Annotated in this window: 16 protein-coding genes; 1 reads left to right on the forward strand and 15 read right to left on the reverse strand. The window is 51.6% G+C overall.

Annotated features, from left to right (window positions below; genetic code table 11):
- Positions 1-207 precede the first annotated feature (207 nt).
- Both Q1B13_RS18685 and Q1B13_RS18690 read right to left on the reverse strand, forming a co-directional pair.
- Positions 208-999, reverse strand: a complete 792-nt coding sequence (locus Q1B13_RS18685) for a hypothetical protein (protein WP_299082875.1) — start codon at positions 997-999, stop codon at positions 208-210.
- Positions 1,000-1,395: 396 nt separating this feature from the next.
- On the reverse strand, positions 1,396-1,794 hold the full coding sequence (locus tag Q1B13_RS18690) for a DUF2177 family protein (RefSeq protein ID WP_298937269.1): 399 nt from the start codon (positions 1,792-1,794) through the stop codon (positions 1,396-1,398).
- A 195-nt stretch (positions 1,795-1,989) separates the two neighbouring features.
- Here Q1B13_RS18690 and Q1B13_RS18695 point away from each other — a divergent pair, with 195 nt between their 5' ends.
- On the forward strand, positions 1,990-2,274 hold the full coding sequence (locus Q1B13_RS18695; RefSeq protein WP_298937270.1) for a hypothetical protein: 285 nt from the start codon (positions 1,990-1,992) through the stop codon (positions 2,272-2,274).
- Positions 2,275-2,399: 125 nt separating this feature from the next.
- On the opposite strand, the gene Q1B13_RS18700 is transcribed toward Q1B13_RS18695, so the two are convergent.
- The 13 genes from Q1B13_RS18700 to Q1B13_RS18760 all read right to left on the reverse strand — a co-directional run bounded on the left by Q1B13_RS18700 (position 2,400) and on the right by Q1B13_RS18760 (position 14,336).
- The gene (locus tag Q1B13_RS18700; protein WP_299082873.1) at positions 2,400-2,621 is read right to left on the reverse strand and encodes a hypothetical protein; all 222 of its coding nucleotides are present in this window, start codon (positions 2,619-2,621) and stop codon (positions 2,400-2,402) included.
- Between the two features lie 325 nt (positions 2,622-2,946).
- Positions 2,947-3,210: a hypothetical protein gene (locus tag Q1B13_RS18705; RefSeq protein ID WP_298937273.1), complete on the reverse strand. Its 264-nt coding sequence runs from the start codon at positions 3,208-3,210 to the stop codon at positions 2,947-2,949.
- A 1,490-nt stretch (positions 3,211-4,700) separates the two neighbouring features.
- On the reverse strand, positions 4,701-5,261 hold the full coding sequence (locus Q1B13_RS18710) for a DUF1173 family protein (protein WP_299082871.1): 561 nt from the start codon (positions 5,259-5,261) through the stop codon (positions 4,701-4,703).
- A 664-nt stretch (positions 5,262-5,925) separates the two neighbouring features.
- Positions 5,926-6,465 carry a hypothetical protein gene (locus Q1B13_RS18715; RefSeq protein WP_299800205.1) on the reverse strand — a complete coding sequence of 180 codons (540 nt, stop codon included), beginning with the start codon at positions 6,463-6,465 and terminating at the stop codon, positions 5,926-5,928.
- Between the two features lie 87 nt (positions 6,466-6,552).
- Positions 6,553-7,071 carry a TrbG/VirB9 family P-type conjugative transfer protein gene (locus tag Q1B13_RS18720; RefSeq protein ID WP_299082867.1) on the reverse strand — a complete coding sequence of 173 codons (519 nt, stop codon included), beginning with the start codon at positions 7,069-7,071 and terminating at the stop codon, positions 6,553-6,555.
- 638 nt (positions 7,072-7,709) lie between these two features.
- Positions 7,710-7,985 (reverse strand): hypothetical protein, encoded by a 276-nt coding sequence (locus Q1B13_RS18725; RefSeq protein WP_299800207.1) that lies wholly within the window; start codon positions 7,983-7,985, stop codon positions 7,710-7,712.
- Positions 7,982-8,593, reverse strand: a complete 612-nt coding sequence (locus Q1B13_RS18730) for a hypothetical protein (RefSeq protein ID WP_299800209.1) — start codon at positions 8,591-8,593, stop codon at positions 7,982-7,984. The genes Q1B13_RS18725 and Q1B13_RS18730 overlap by 4 nt, the downstream gene beginning before the upstream one ends.
- Before the next feature lie 612 nt (positions 8,594-9,205).
- Positions 9,206-9,454: a hypothetical protein gene (locus Q1B13_RS18735; RefSeq protein ID WP_299082863.1), complete on the reverse strand. Its 249-nt coding sequence runs from the start codon at positions 9,452-9,454 to the stop codon at positions 9,206-9,208.
- The gene (locus tag Q1B13_RS18740; protein ID WP_299082861.1) at positions 9,451-9,816 is read right to left on the reverse strand and encodes an ATPase, T2SS/T4P/T4SS family; all 366 of its coding nucleotides are present in this window, start codon (positions 9,814-9,816) and stop codon (positions 9,451-9,453) included. The genes Q1B13_RS18735 and Q1B13_RS18740 overlap by 4 nt, the downstream gene beginning before the upstream one ends.
- Positions 9,813-10,058: a hypothetical protein gene (locus Q1B13_RS18745; RefSeq protein WP_299082859.1), complete on the reverse strand. Its 246-nt coding sequence runs from the start codon at positions 10,056-10,058 to the stop codon at positions 9,813-9,815. The genes Q1B13_RS18740 and Q1B13_RS18745 overlap by 4 nt, the downstream gene beginning before the upstream one ends.
- 101 nt (positions 10,059-10,159) lie before the next feature.
- The gene (locus tag Q1B13_RS18750) at positions 10,160-10,873 is read right to left on the reverse strand and encodes a hypothetical protein (RefSeq protein WP_299082857.1); all 714 of its coding nucleotides are present in this window, start codon (positions 10,871-10,873) and stop codon (positions 10,160-10,162) included.
- On the reverse strand, positions 10,873-11,715 hold the full coding sequence (locus tag Q1B13_RS18755; protein WP_299800212.1) for a LysM peptidoglycan-binding domain-containing protein: 843 nt from the start codon (positions 11,713-11,715) through the stop codon (positions 10,873-10,875). Before Q1B13_RS18755 ends, Q1B13_RS18750 begins: the two co-directional genes overlap by 1 nt.
- A gap of 671 nt (positions 11,716-12,386) precedes the next feature.
- Entirely contained in the window at positions 12,387-14,336 is a 1,950-nt protein-coding gene (locus Q1B13_RS18760; protein WP_299082853.1) for a DUF4105 domain-containing protein, read from the reverse strand.
- Position 14,337: the final 1 nt, after the last annotated feature.

Here is a 14,337-nt window from a genome sequence, read left to right on the forward strand (position 1 = left end):
CGCTCGTCTCGACGAGCTCCTTCCCTGGCGTTACGCTGCTTGAGCAGCGTAACAGGGCGGGTTCAACGGACGGACACCGTCATTCTGATTGGATATCGAAGCAATTGCCCATCAACAGAATTCGCCCTTTTGTGCAGTCAGTGCAGTCAGTGCAGTTTGTTGCATCTGAAACTTGATTTCGAATAAAACCTTCAGACCATCGGACTACTATCTGCGATGAGTCGGCGTTGCGCCGTACCTTTGGCTTTCAAAAGACCAATCAAGATTTCCCTGTATCCAAAACTTCAAGCCTTCGATATATGACTGCAGATCAATATCAATCTGTGTGGAAAACTGTGGCACCTGATCTATCAAAGCTGCAAAACGCTCCATTTCAGTGTCGTGCATGACAACTGCTTTGTCGGTTGCTTGTTGCAGGCTGATTTGGCGCTCATTGCTCAGAGCAATAACTAAGTTATGCATGTCACCGTTCTTTACTTCTTTTTCTAGAGACACAATATCGTTGCTCCAACAAACAAGATTGTTTGTGCTTAGACTTAGGTTACTAACGACCGGGTGACAAAGTACGTTCTCTGGTAGGTTCAGTTGCCCAACAAACTCAATAATAGACAAGCAGGGGTATACAGCGCCTGAATCAAGCCGCTTAAGCAGGTAAGTATTAGTGTCCGGAACTATACCGGCTTTGCGATTGGATGCCTCCCAAATACATGCCAAGAAGTAATCGTCATGTTGCTGCGTCAACCGCTCTAACCAGTCAGGGTTCACTTTAGGTCGGATGCGTGCCCATAGATCATGCCAAGCTTGAAGCATCTGATTATCATCCTGTGCCGCGCCACCTCTCATGATGTTCAGAAGAAGGGGGCGACATTCAGTTAGACGTTCTGTTTCGCGTCCCTGTTCTGCTTCATCGTTCTGATCGTCAAATAAGAATATCCAACTGACCCAATCAGAAATCCATTGCAAATCAACAAGAGAAGCATTTGGGTAGCAGCGCGCCATGCAGCGGGTCCACCCTTGCCTCCTAACCCGATCCTCCTCGACCTTACTACAAACAATACCGTAACGAACCAGCCAGTCTATCGTGCCATCTTGAGCTGGCTTTTCGAAAGGGTTTAAATTTGAGGGATAAGGGCTCGCTAAGACCGGGCAGCTTACTAACATTTCTCCACTCACTTTTCATGTTTAGGTGTTCGATTGAATTGTGTTGGCGCCTAATGACGGAGATCTGTTGAGGGCAGGCAACTATTCGCAGAGCGAGGTCAGAGAGTTTGGCTACACCTTTTAACGCGTGAAAATTTGGGCAACTGACATTGTAGTCCTAAGCCTGCCTAGCTTCGTACCTGCGCATTAGCCCTCAACGCGGCACCAAATGCGCGATTGCGCCTTTATCTTCGTTCAAACGGGATACGCCTTCGGGTGCAGTGCGAGCCCGACGTATACAGCTGTTACTACATACATTGCGGAAGTGAGTGTTCCCCAAGTGAGGTTCATGGCTACGAAATGGAGGGATATCCCTTCAAAGTGGCTATAGAGTACGAAATCAAACGTCCCGTATGTAGCTAAACCGAGTATGGCACCGGAACGAACTACCTCCGCCCGGGCTGCCGGAAAGACCGCGAAAAAGCTTAAAGAAAAAAAGTAGATTTTAAGTAAAATAGAAATCCAGCCTCTTAGTGGGTTGTGACGCATATTCAATAGTTGTGCTTCGTGCCAGCTGGAAACGGCTTTTCGAAAAGCCATATTGGCAACAGAATATGATAGAAAGACCGTTATATATAAGGTGATTTTCTTCATAATGACACCTAAGAGCTGTTTTCTCCAGTAATTAGAAGATGGAGATATTCAAACTCTTATGCAGCAATGAATCCTTGTGTCATTGTGCAGTTTGTTTTCTCTGCGTGCAGCAGGGTGGGATTGGATATAGTTTGTGACCAAAGATCAGGGTATTGCCAAGTTGTCTGGTTTTACGAAGACGACTAATGGCAATGCGTGAACATTCCATCCGGTATGCCGCGCCTGAAGGGCTCTCGCCACCCTCTTGAAGTCATTGCCCGCGCCGTTTGGGCATACCACCGGTTTGCCTTGAACACTGCGGAGGTCGAAGACCTCCTAGCGGAACGGGATGTCATCGTGAGCCGGCAAGCTCAGAGGTTTTCGTCCGCGCATGACCAATTCAACCTGATACTTCGCCCCCCCCGCTATCAACTCACCAAAACCTCATACCGCCACATTCGCAACAACGCGTTCAACCTCTGGGTCAGTTACACTGCCTAACTGGTGAAATAGCCCTACCTTTTCTATTGCTTTACAATTGGCCGTCAACAACTTGGCAATACCCTTCGAACCACTCCAAAGTTTGCGCCAAAGCCCTCTCAGGTCGTTATTGAAGGTGAAAGGATTTAGAACTCGTCACGCGGCACAATCGTATCGTGTTCCTCAATTTGCAGGATCAGATCAGGCCCACGGCGAAATACGGCCTGAAAACCCTCTACGGCTAGATCCAGCCAGTTATGGCCTGTGAAGGCGACCAATCTCGTAACGCCGTGATTGACAAAACTGATAGTACCAACCTCAAATTCATCAATCAGATGAACATCGACGTCTTCTTTTATGGATGACAACGCGGTCTCCCGATCAAGTGACTGCCGAAAGTACATTGAGGTCAGCTGATGCCCCGTTTGGGAGTGCAATCGAGTGTTATTCAACGCTTGAAGAAGCGCCGTGCCGCCACTCCGGGGACGCCCAAATACTAGGACGGAAATTGGGTTTTGAAGAAAAGTCACGAGGTGCTGAACGGTGCCCCGTGTTGTCATTGGTTTCATCTCTGGATTGCTTTCTGTACTCGTATTTTCGTTGACAGTGAGGTGATCTCTCGGCGAATTACCCATGGCGGGAGAAGTTCGCGCATTTGTGCGCTGGACAGATTTTTCAGTCCGAAAAATGGCCTCACACCCTCCCGCCAATCACATCACGACTTGTCCTTGTCGTCATTTCTTTCGGAATCAGGAGAAGAAGCCGAAGCAATTGACTTAGATCATCGGTAGAAACCGCGCCCCGGACACTCGCCGGATATACGGTGTCGCTTTGCACCACCATCGCGTTTGCAAAGCCTTCATAGGCGTCCTGGCCCTCAAGAGCTTTCAAAATCAATGCAGCTTTTGCGGTAAACACAGAGGCTTCACGCAGAACCGGAAGTTCGAGGATGATCATCTGAAGATCCGGTACGTGTCGTTTTAGTTGAGCGACGGTCGGATGGATGCGACGACAATAGCGACCGGTAAAGCGCGTTACGGCTAGCCTCGTGCTATGAGTTAGCCTCATCCGCAGAGGTTTCTGGGAAGTTAACCTCACAGACACCAATTCCGCCTTCCAACAATGGAACTGAAATGAGCGTTGCCCCGAGCTTCGCAGCCAAGCCGACTACACCCCTTGATGTCTTGAGAAGTCTTGGTCCCGTACTCCGACGTGAGCAGAGTACACTTCGAACGACCTGACCACTCAAGGTCTCCCGAACGAAAATCCACCACTCGCCCCTTACTTCTTCTGAGGTACGGTTGGCAGATGAGATGCACTCGATCTCTAGGATTCCACCGTTTTCCAGCGCCTCTTTGAATTCGTATTCCATGTAAACTGGAAGATTGCGCCTTCTCATTGATTGTGGACTCCCCTCTTGTTGGAGAGTCACTACTAAGATGCAAGGGCGATATGAAGTGTACTGTTTCCATTATGTCGTACATGTGGCAATCTGACAGATAGGTCTAATATATATTTTGGGCGAGGTATAATTTTACTTTTTGTGATAATAGTAAACTGATAGGTTGTGCATCACTTCACATCTTGTCGATGCAGCCAAGGTCGTTCATCCTTGGCTGCATCGGAGGGCCCTCAATCGGCGCTCACGAGCTTCGCCAGTTGGCGGCAACGAGGTTTTAGAGGTCTACCGCCCCGGCGCTGCTGATGCTTGCATCTTAGCACCATGTTAATTCATTGATATAATACTATATATCTATATATTAATAGGTAAAAACTATGAACAGGCCCGTCGCAATTATCTTGTGCGGACGGCGCCTGCACAGCAACGGTAAGTGTGTTTAAACGTTTCATTAAAGAAGCGGGCTAGCCTTGGGTAGCATCTGACGAAGCCAGGTGCATTGCACTATTTCGCGCGATACGAAACAATTTAGTGCATCGATGTTCTGATATGCTTCCCTGTTGCTAACAGCATCAATTCACCAGTTTGATTGACCACAATCCGACGGTTTGGTATTGCCCAGATTAACAGATAACACCGACGAAGGAAAAAACACTGGGCTGACGGGCACGATTTGACTGGTTTCTTACTTCTGCAGTGAAACAACGCTGCGCCCTTACATCTGTATATCCACAAAGAAAACAGGCGTAGATGCGGATACCATCCGAACTCGTTGTATCCCCAGACACCAATCAAGAATCCAGGTGGTGTTCCGAGAGCTATAGCAAGACGGTGCGCTGTCGCGAAGCTGGGTCGCGAAACCATGTAATCTAAATACGGTAGATCAACATTCGGAAGACCCGGACTTCAGCTGAAAGGCACAAAACCGTGACTCGCCCAAACCACTCACAAGAACGCTTGTGAAAAAACTCTGATAAAAACATTTTTTGCTTAGTACAACTTACAAGATTGCTCTGCCATGAGTAGGAAAACGACCGAGACTTCCCTTTCAACTAAGTTTGAACTGCTCGGGAACATAGAGGATGCGGGCAAGACCCTGTCCCTTAACAACCTTGCCCGCCGCTGTTCGGCGAAGTGTGGAATGGATGATACCCCAATACCGCTTCCCTTCCATCGCCGGATACCATTTGCCCAGATCCGCGTCATGCCAGAGGTAATGAAGCAGGTTGGTCAAAGTCAGCTTGCGTGGAGTTTCTTTTGCTTTCGTGGGTTTGTTACCAGTCAGTTCCGGCATCGCGCGGGATTTACCCATTTTCTTCAGGGCAAAACCCACTTTCAGCGTTGTTGTCCCGTCTTCAGGGGATTCCGTGATCGCGGATCCCTGTATCTGCACCAATCCGGACAGTTCTTCTGGCGCCTGATAGGACGTGCAGTCCGGCGCGTGGGTCGGACCGCTTTCAGGCATCCACTTGACGATAAAACGTCCCCCGACCGCTGCGATATACATCTCCGGATAAGGGGATAGGCAACGGCCTCGACGCGCGCTCCCTGGCGATGGGCGCTCGCAAGGGCGGCTTGACCTCAGGCGTGTCGATCTTAAGCGGTTCATTCCACAGATGGAGACTCAAGGGCTTGGCCTCCTTTTGTGGAGGCTCGGTTCCTCTGCGGAACATCCCGTTCCTGTAGAGGGATCGCAGTCTTCAATCCAGTAGCAGGGTTCAGAAAACCCATACGCTACAAGGATGGCTTCAATATCCGGAATTGAGCAGAGCAGCTGATAACGATCTGCGATTGCTATCCAGGAACGAACAAGTTCACCTGCAATAATCTTGAATGACTTACCTGATCTTCCAGATTGCAGAAGATAGTAATCCGCCCACGGCGACCAATTCGGATCCGCCACGCCGGCCTACGCCAGGCACGGCGATGTTGGTGAATGGATTGGGACAGTGCGATCAGGCATCGTTGGCCCCTTGGCCGTCTGCACGACCCGCGTTTTTGTGCGACGGCTGTCGGGAATTTGTTGACGATGACCGGTCATGTCATGGCCTCAGAATCTGAATTAGCGTCGGAGGTATCAGACTTCACAGATTGAACTACGGGAACAACAACGTAAGGCCATGGTTTACGCGCGTTCAACGCCCGCCGACGTAAGACACCGGTTTGTAACGGCGAACCAGCCCAAGCCCAAGCTTTGTCATCGGTGGGGTGTTCACCGGATACGTGTAGATATTTATGGCTTACTGGATCATAGAGGCGAACACGGTTCATTGTCACGCCCCCAGTATCTCGTTGACTGATCTGTGCTCGCTGCTACCATCATAGGCTTCAATGCTTTCTTGTATCTCGACATCCGTATCCTGCTGGACGCTTTCCTTGCGATCGAGATACGCTAGGACCCGGGACGATGCGGCCGTGTTCTGCTGTGCCTGTATCACCGTCAGGGTGCGCAGTTCGACCAGCTGCCGGGCAACCGAAGAAGAGAACTCATTGGAGACCTGCAACGGCTTCAAGTTGCCATCCATCCCGGAGAATCCGCCGGAGATCTGATCGAGTAACTGGGCCTCAGATTCGACATCCTCAAATGTCAGCCCGACCTGCTGCAGACCCGCAGAGGGTTTTCTGTCGAGCACCACCCAGAAACAGTTGCCGTTCCAGAACCCGCCAAAATCGATGGCCAGACTATCCAGATGAGCCTCGAACGCTGCTGGTTCTAGGCTTTCTGTGTCCAGCCCTAATACAGCCCATGCACAAAAAAAACTGCCGTCTTTGCACCCCAGCACATCTGCCGCGAGCATGCTCGACCAGTTCAAAACGTGAAAGAGGTTCTTTGCGACAGGCGCAAACCCTAGACAATTCAGAGCGTCCGGAAACAGCATTACAACTCTTGACCCTGAAACCTATTGATCCGACGTTGCACCGGTGCCGGTACAATCAGTTGCGGCTCTGCCAGCGTCCGAGCCCGGATAGGTAAAGCTCAGAACAGATGTGCTCTCCGCATTGTCGATGACGAGGCTAAGCTCATAAATACGCTTGTCGGTAAATATGATGGCATTGGCCGGCCTGGTGTTTGATCTGGGTTTGAATCCGACGTGCGAATGCGGAACCAGATAATGATCTATGGGGGACAACATCCTCCAGTAAGCCGCGCTCGATAGCCCGGTGTTGATGATGTGCTCATCACATTCGAGCTTGACCAGACAGATCGTTGATGGGTTGCAAGCAAGCGTTTTAACTGTCCCGTCGTAGGCTTCGACCCGGTGTTCCAACTGGCGAAGGTCAAAGGAGCTCGCCGGATCTGTTTCTCTGTTCTCCTGGGCCATCATCGGAGTGGTTCCGACGACACAAGCTGCGACCATCGTGGCCTGTGTCAGTTTGCAAGAACTGGAGGTGAGGCGAAGATCAGGATTGGTACTCATAAGTTTACTTTCTGTTGCGTGGCTGCGTTCCGACTTCAGTTTCTGATGAGTTCAGGAGATGTTCCTGCACTTGCGGTACTCTGTGGGAAGGTGCCGAGCACGTTCCGGTCATCATTGCGCTGATGTTGTCCGCGATCATTGTACAGGTTGGGTTCGGAGTGACGCCCTCCGGCGTGCTGGTTGGAATTGTTGGTTTTCTGGGGTAGATGAAGTATTTGCGCCGTCGCTGTAAGTAACCCTGTGTATTTCCGGATCATGTGGAAACGAATGCTGCAGCTGACACGGGACCGCAGGCTGCCGAGACGCGAACTCTTGTTCCGGCCCGCGTTTTTGCAGCAGACCTCAAACTGATGCGCCATCATCATGCCGCCCTCTTGTTGCGGGGTAATGGAGTAAATGTATTGAGCAGTTCCCTGCGATCTGCCGGGGCAAGCTCGCACAGACGGGACAGGACAGTGTGTACGCGGCGTACCTCGAACCCTGCGAGATGACAGACTTCCCGAAAGTCAGCATCCGGGTATGGCCCGACCCAGTTCTCGGCACCCTTGCGATTGAGTTGCTTGCAGGGATGGTCGTTGCAGAGATCCCGAATGGCTATCATCACAACTGATTGCCAAAGTCGTTTCGATGATATCGGATCAGTCATCTTGCACCTCGCGGAAAAGAGGCCTGATCTCAGGGAAAAGACTGAGGTATTCTTCAAAGCATTGGTGTGCAGACTTGAGATGGTCATGATCACGATAGTTTGCTGTTTTGTGCGCCGGACCACCTATTAGGTATTCTAAATCATCGTACCGATATCGAAAGCTGCGACTGTAGATATTCGGGCCGGTTACCGTAGGGCATCCGCGCGTGGCTCCGATCATGATCTCGACAAGGGCGTCCGTGTCAGGTGTGGTTGTTATTGATTTCATCGCGAACACCCTCTCTGTAGAGTGTGGTGGTCGAAAATTATCCAGGTGACACCAAGTGTGACGCTGACAACTGCGATGGGGCCGCCGAAGATCACAACCCCTCCGAGGAGCAACAAGTCGAAGTCAGTACTGATTTCTTCTGCCGTACCAAAGCTGATGTCGAAGCCAGCTATCCTGCAGCAAAACACCAACAGAATTGTTAAACCACCGGACAGTGCCGTAGGGAAGAGGCTGATGATCCGTTTTCCCTTGGGCCGTAATCTGGCTCGTGTGTAGCTCAGGTGCGTGGCAATCATCAGGATGCCATAAACTCCCAGAGCAGCCAACGCGCCGTTTACCCCGGCGAGCAAACCAATGGCGCCCATCAGCCAGTTGTTCCCCTGCCCCAACGCATTTGCGCTGCACGCAAAGCGAACAACTACCGAGGCAATGAGCCAGATGAACGCACCGCACAACATATCGATGACGGACACATCCAGCAGGACGTTCAGGCATATTCCATTCAGCGTTACAGCGCCCAATGCCCTATAGCTGATCTCGAACCAACGGACATCTTCGACGATCAGAATAAGTGTGAACAGGCTAAGCGCTGCGACAAACAGGATCATCACACCGAGCCGCCACTGAACTGCACCGTCAGCAAGCCGGGAGATGCCGACAAAAAGACCGGCGCGCAATCGGGGTTTTCGTTTGTGCCTTCTTCGGGGCACTTCGATTTCATTTGCATATGATCTCTTTTCTTCGGAAAAACCTTTCCACGCTTCTGACTCGCAAGTCAGGAGCTTTAGGGTATGCTTGGTGTTGAAAAGGATTCAGGAACGCGGTCCTGAACTCGATTATCGTCCGATAGATTGCGATCTCAGTGGGACGGTTCGGTTTATGTAGCTCCTGTTTTTGGGTCCTTTTCTCCTTCTTCCGTTACATAACTTGTTTCGAAAACCTGCTGTGACAGCCTTCATTCCCCGTCGCAGTAGCTGCTAATCAGCGCCTCACAGCGTGCAGATGCCGCAATCTTATCGATGCAGTCCTGCCGGTCCCGAGCGAGCAACCAAGGATAGCTTCGACCAGTGTCACCGCCAGAAGCAGCCGATTGGGCAGCGTCTCGCTTTTCGTCCGGAGTCCAGTCCCCGCCCCTGTTCCCGGGCCACCTCGGCGGCCGTCTCCAGCTGGTTCTGCAACGGCGAACCAAAATCGCGGCCAGATCAGATCTAGATCGTCTGTCATGGATCTAATTCCGGGGTTTGCTGCATCAGGCTTTTCCGGGATGCCCAACACCTGTCGAGCCTGTCCTGGTAACTGTCCACGGTTCGGATCGCCGAACTGACGGTTTGTATTACGATCGTAAAGCTGACGGCCACCACGATCGCGACGACCACAGTCAGAATAAAATTCAAACGCCTGAGGCGACGAGAGGCCGGGTCGTGACCTTCAAGCGAAAGTATGTCGTGGTTATCATTGGTGTCGTTCATTTTGCGTCTCCCCATTTAAGATCCGCTTTCTGAACCGCGCTCATGCGCTGGGACAGTTCACCATGCTTGCGCACCGCATCCCCGTCATCGTTCAAAGGTGCGACGATCGTCTGATCTTTCGCTGACAGCTGACCATCGCGTATCAAGCGCTTGCAGAGCAATGGCCCCAGCATCTGCTTGATCAGCAGCCGGATCAGTCCGGGTTCGGCCAGTTCTTCCGCCGGCACACCCATGGTTGGCATCCGGCGCAGAATCCGGTGGGCGCAATCCACGTGCAGTGTTGTATAAAGCTGATGCCCAGACAGAATAAACTGCAGGGCCTCCCGGCCAAGCACTCCGTCGGGTATCTTCGTGATAATCACAGGGGTTTCCTTAAGGAACGCCAGGCCTTCGATCTCAGAGTATCCAGTTTATTGATCTCACCGTCGTCCCAGTAGAGCGTCGTCAGGCTATTTGAGCCGGGTTCCGTCTCCACATCTGCCGCAGCCGCAACAAACCCGATTGCATTGACCTGCAAGATCTGTTCCAGCGGAAGACCGATCATAAAACGACTCCCGTCCGGCAATTCCATCATCTTGCCGGTACTCTCACCCAGACGGGCCATAATGCTCCCGGTCTCCTCTGGCCCGGCCCGGAGGGCGGAACCGAGACAAGCGGGCACTACTATGGCAGCCAGAGCAGGATATTGCAGGTGGAAACCTCGCATTAGTTGCCCTCGCTCGGGTCGTGTTGCAGCAATTTCCCATAGAACCGGAAGGTTTGTTTGGTGTTGACCTGTACGTCGGAGCTTTCGGCCGAGGGGGAGCTCGGAAGAATGTCCCAGACAGAGGCCGGAAGGTGGGCCTGCAGATGATCGATGCCGTTTTCCCACCAGCGGCGCTTACCAGCGAGATAGGTGGTCAGTTCCCCGGTTTGGCCGCCATAGCGCAGAAGTTGGTATGCGGTGTCCCCTCTCGTGTCGACAAATCGCTTAAGCGGATAGCGCATCTTGAAGTCAAACACATAGCCGGAATAGGCCCGTATTCCCTGACCATTGGTTTCTCTCGTACTGCTATCGGTGATATAAGCATGCTCTTTCCCATCAGCGCCATGCCAGGCGACCGCTGCATACCCGTCCTTCTCCATATATTGCCCGTCCCACCAGGTGGTCACCCGGGGTGTATTGGCCAGCAACGGGCGCGCTTGTTCGGCTGCGATATTCTGGAACATCTCCCCACGCTTGTAGTCAATGCGTTTGGACACCTCGTTCTCTGTCAGGGCCGACGTGGTGTCACCAAAAGCAAGTAGCGCGGCGAGCGTGGGTCTGAGTTGAAACATCTCGTTCCCAGACCCCTCTGACTCAGCCCGGAGGCTGGAGCCGAGACAGGCGGACACCAGAAATGCGGCCAGGGCCGGATATTGCAGGCGGGAGGCTCGCATCAGTTTCCGCCGCCCTGAACACCACCACCCGAGGTATTCAGATTGGGCATCCCAATGCGCACAACGCTGTTGGAATAAATACTGATCGGGAGCGGGCGTCCGCTGCCTTCAAATCCACCGATCAACTCTTTGAGGGCATCTTTGAAAGAACCACGGACGTAGATAGGAACGGTTACCTCCGATTCATCGATGCCAACCTGTTGATAGGTGTAATCGGCCGATTGTGACCATCTCTTGATGACATTGGTGACATATTCGCCGGAACGTGCCGTCCATAAGGGAAGGGGCGTTACTGCCCGCATAGACCCCTTCCCGGCGGTTGCGCAAGGCAATTGGAGGACTTGCCCCGGGTTCAAGGGAGAGGAACCCGATAGCTCATTTGCCCGCGCAATTTCTTTCCAGCGCTTTGCTGACCCCAGTATTTTGGCCGCAATGTTGATAAGTGTGTCACCCTCTACGACAACATAGCGACATTGCGGAGAGACAGCGATTTTGCCATCTGGAGCTGGTGTCTTAACAAAAGTCGCTGGTCTGGAAGGCGGCTTTGCTCCAAAAAACCTTTCGGCAGAGAGGTTTGGATTGGTGCGTTCGTTTTGAGCGAGATCGAAAGCGACCCTCTTGTGGGGTTTTGCCTTCGCCTGGACTGCTTTGCCATTGGCAACAGCAACCTCAAACAACTGTATTGGCGAAGAAGACCTCAGCGGCACCCCTGTCCCCTCGACAGCATATTGCTGCCAGCCTGGACATTGAATCAGCGGGGCAGACAAAACCTGACCTGCAGCAAGTGTCTGAGGCAAGGTGAATAAAATGAACTGAAGTCTCTTGAACACTGGTGTTTTCACTTCACTGTTTAATTATTCACTCATCGAGTAGAAACTCGCGAGTCTTTGAACAAAGGCCTTATTGCCAACTCGGGTTGTGGCTGGGCTTTGCCTTGCCCCCCGACCGAGACTTCTAGGTCTCTGTAATTGATCGCGTAGGAATGCACCCTATCGAAGCCCGTGTACCCAACCTTAGAACCAGTTGACTGTACTGGGAAAATATTAGGTTTCTATGCTTTGATTGATACAGCCTATGGTGGGCGCTACCTGCCAAAAACACGCCGAATATAGGGGTCGATTCCCTTAGGTTCAGGCCTTCCGCAACGGTGCCTCTGAGGTCAAGCAGTTTTAGGCAAGACCAATTGGTCCGCCATAGCCGTCTTGCCTTTGTTTAAAGGCCCTTCACGTTCGCCGGCGCAAACTTCGCAAGGCACTCGCCGAAGGCCCACGATGAAGGAGCTTGAAAAGCCTTGCACTGTTGTGCTCGGCGTAGAAGTCGATACCGCAGCCCGATTAGGCTCCGCTCGATTGGAAAAATGACCGGTCAACTCTAGCTTGGGTCCGTGTTCGGAGAGTTGATGCCCTGATTGCCTGTTACAGATCGGCTAGTTGGACGGTTACTCAAAATACCTGACGACGGGCTTTGGTATTTCAAAGTAATTCAAATACGACTTGCGCCCTAAGTTGACAGGTTAGAAATGCCGTGAGTAACTCAGCCCGAATTCCATTGTTTGACCTGAAATGTCATCATTTTCGTAGCGCGAAATCAACCTAAAGTCGCTGTCGCGTTGATCCCCGATCCGAAGCCCGAAGTCAGATTGGAGCGTTGTCCTTTCATAATTTCGGATTGGAGAGAGACTACGTGCCGACAACATTATTTGCACACGGTCATCTATTCGCGCTATCGCGCCAATACTGAAGCCTGCCCTGACGGTATGTTGTCCAGTATCTAGTCGACCTTCAACCATTCCATATAGCGCTGTGTTTGGTGTCGGCGCAAAGGCGTGTCCATAGCCGAACTCAGCTAGTGCAACTAAATTTCCATCTTTGGCGAGTGTCCGGCTTTCGGTTCCAAACCGCAGCCTCCAAGATGGTTTGTATTCGTAAGGGAGCCGACTCTTGCGCGTCGAAATCGCGGTGATCTGCAGTGCGTCAAACCTCCGGAGTCGCGCTGTTCCACCCCGCAAGATGAAACTCACATCTCCCATAGAAAGTTCGGAGAATGGCGCCTCACCCGCCGAGAGTGAAAGAAAGTCGGTTAGAACCGGTCGTAGACGCAATTCAACACCACCACCTAGGCGGTTGTTGTTGAGATAAGTGATCTGCGCCGTTGAGGTGCGATGTCCTTCATGTGGCGGGCGGGTATCAGCGCTCAATCCAATGCCGGTATCTCCTGCTGGCAGTCTTATCCGTTGCAAAAGGAACGCTCTGTCAAGGGATACAACGTCTTCAATTGCATCACCATTTTCATCCTGCGAACGTATCATTGTAATGTAGAGTAGACCGGCTTCGACAACCTCGGCACGATCTTTGTCTGATATATTGGAACGTCCAAAGTAAGGCGCAGGCACGTAGGGTTGATCGGTATTTAACGCAGAGCGAACGGATAACTCCAATGCCACCTGTTGCTCACCATCTAAGGCTTCATATGCACTCAGGAATCTAGTGGTCGGAGCGTGTATCCTCTCGATGTTGGCGATCAGCGGTAACCCATTGGAGCCTTGCATCGTATCGAGATCGACGAAAACGTCGAGAGGTAGTGCCCATGGCTTTCCCTGAAAATTGATATCCTGTTCAGTGACCAATGCAATTAGCTCGGCAAAGCGGTATGCACAGTTTTCTGAAAGAAAATAGTAGGTGTTCTCCTGCTGGTAGAGCTCCCAACTACTCGCAATCAACAGTTCTAACTGATCTTGCGTCAGGTTCAGCTCATATTTCCACAGGTCTCGATCCTGATTTTGCACATAGTTACCAAGCTGTGCATAATACTCAACGTTTGTGTATGTAGATGAATAGCCGCCAAACAGCCCTTTGACGACATAAACTGCAGCATTTTCGTTTTTGGGGAAAACTGCACCATAGTTGAGTGATCTATCCAACAAGCTGTTGCGGCCTGTCTGGCGCGGCGTATTTCCACTAAATGTAGCGTTGGTAGTGAATTTAAGCAGGATATGACCATAAAATGTTGCTGGATCACCCAAACTTCCAGAGGCAAAGATGAGCGTTGCACCGGTAATCCTACCATATCCTGACCATTCTTCGTAATTGGGACACGACAGGTCCGGCAAATCATCCACGTTTAAGACCCTTTGTAAGTATAAGACGCGTGCAGGGAAGCGGCAGACGGCATGTGCATTTTGATCATCTGGCACTGGCTCATAAACTGCATCTATCAGAGCCAGGAGCTCCGCTTCTGGGTCCTGGTGTCCGCGGGCGGTCAGAAAGAAGTCGCCAGAATGAATATCGCTGCGGGGCGATGTGCGTGAAACGTCGTATTGTAGAAGACTGAGCCACAGAGGATCATTGGCATTGCCATTAAGTTGGGTGGTCTCCTTCAGTGAACTGGGAGATGCATTACCAGCTTGCCAGGCAAATGCTAGGCAAGATACCAGAAAAAACACCGACAATTTGATTGAACGCAAG

The sequence above is a fragment of the uncultured Ruegeria sp. genome (assembly GCF_947489545.1).
Classification (GTDB): Bacteria; Pseudomonadota; Alphaproteobacteria; order Rhodobacterales; family Rhodobacteraceae; genus Ruegeria.

What these genes read in the sequence shown, in the direction of transcription:
- Q1B13_RS18685 (WP_299082875.1), bottom strand. Translation starts at nt 999, where the DNA reads ATGGCGCGCTGCTACCCAAATGCTTCTCTTGTTGATTTGCAATGGATT.
- Q1B13_RS18690 (WP_298937269.1), bottom strand. Translation starts at nt 1,794, where the DNA reads ATGAAGAAAATCACCTTATATATAACGGTCTTTCTATCATATTCTGTT.
- Q1B13_RS18705 (WP_298937273.1), bottom strand. Translation starts at nt 3,210, where the DNA reads ATGATCATCCTCGAACTTCCGGTTCTGCGTGAAGCCTCTGTGTTTACC.
- Q1B13_RS18710 (WP_299082871.1), bottom strand. Translation starts at nt 5,261, where the DNA reads ATGAACCGCTTAAGATCGACACGCCTGAGGTCAAGCCGCCCTTGCGAG.
- Q1B13_RS18720 (WP_299082867.1), bottom strand. Translation starts at nt 7,071, where the DNA reads ATGAGTACCAATCCTGATCTTCGCCTCACCTCCAGTTCTTGCAAACTG.
- Q1B13_RS18725 (WP_299800207.1), bottom strand. Translation starts at nt 7,985, where the DNA reads ATGAAATCAATAACAACCACACCTGACACGGACGCCCTTGTCGAGATC.
- Q1B13_RS18730 (WP_299800209.1), bottom strand. Translation starts at nt 8,593, where the DNA reads ATGATCCTGTTTGTCGCAGCGCTTAGCCTGTTCACACTTATTCTGATC.
- Q1B13_RS18735 (WP_299082863.1), bottom strand. Translation starts at nt 9,454, where the DNA reads ATGAACGACACCAATGATAACCACGACATACTTTCGCTTGAAGGTCAC.
- Q1B13_RS18745 (WP_299082859.1), bottom strand. Translation starts at nt 10,058, where the DNA reads ATGGCCCGTCTGGGTGAGAGTACCGGCAAGATGATGGAATTGCCGGAC.
- Q1B13_RS18750 (WP_299082857.1), bottom strand. Translation starts at nt 10,873, where the DNA reads ATGCGAGCCTCCCGCCTGCAATATCCGGCCCTGGCCGCATTTCTGGTG.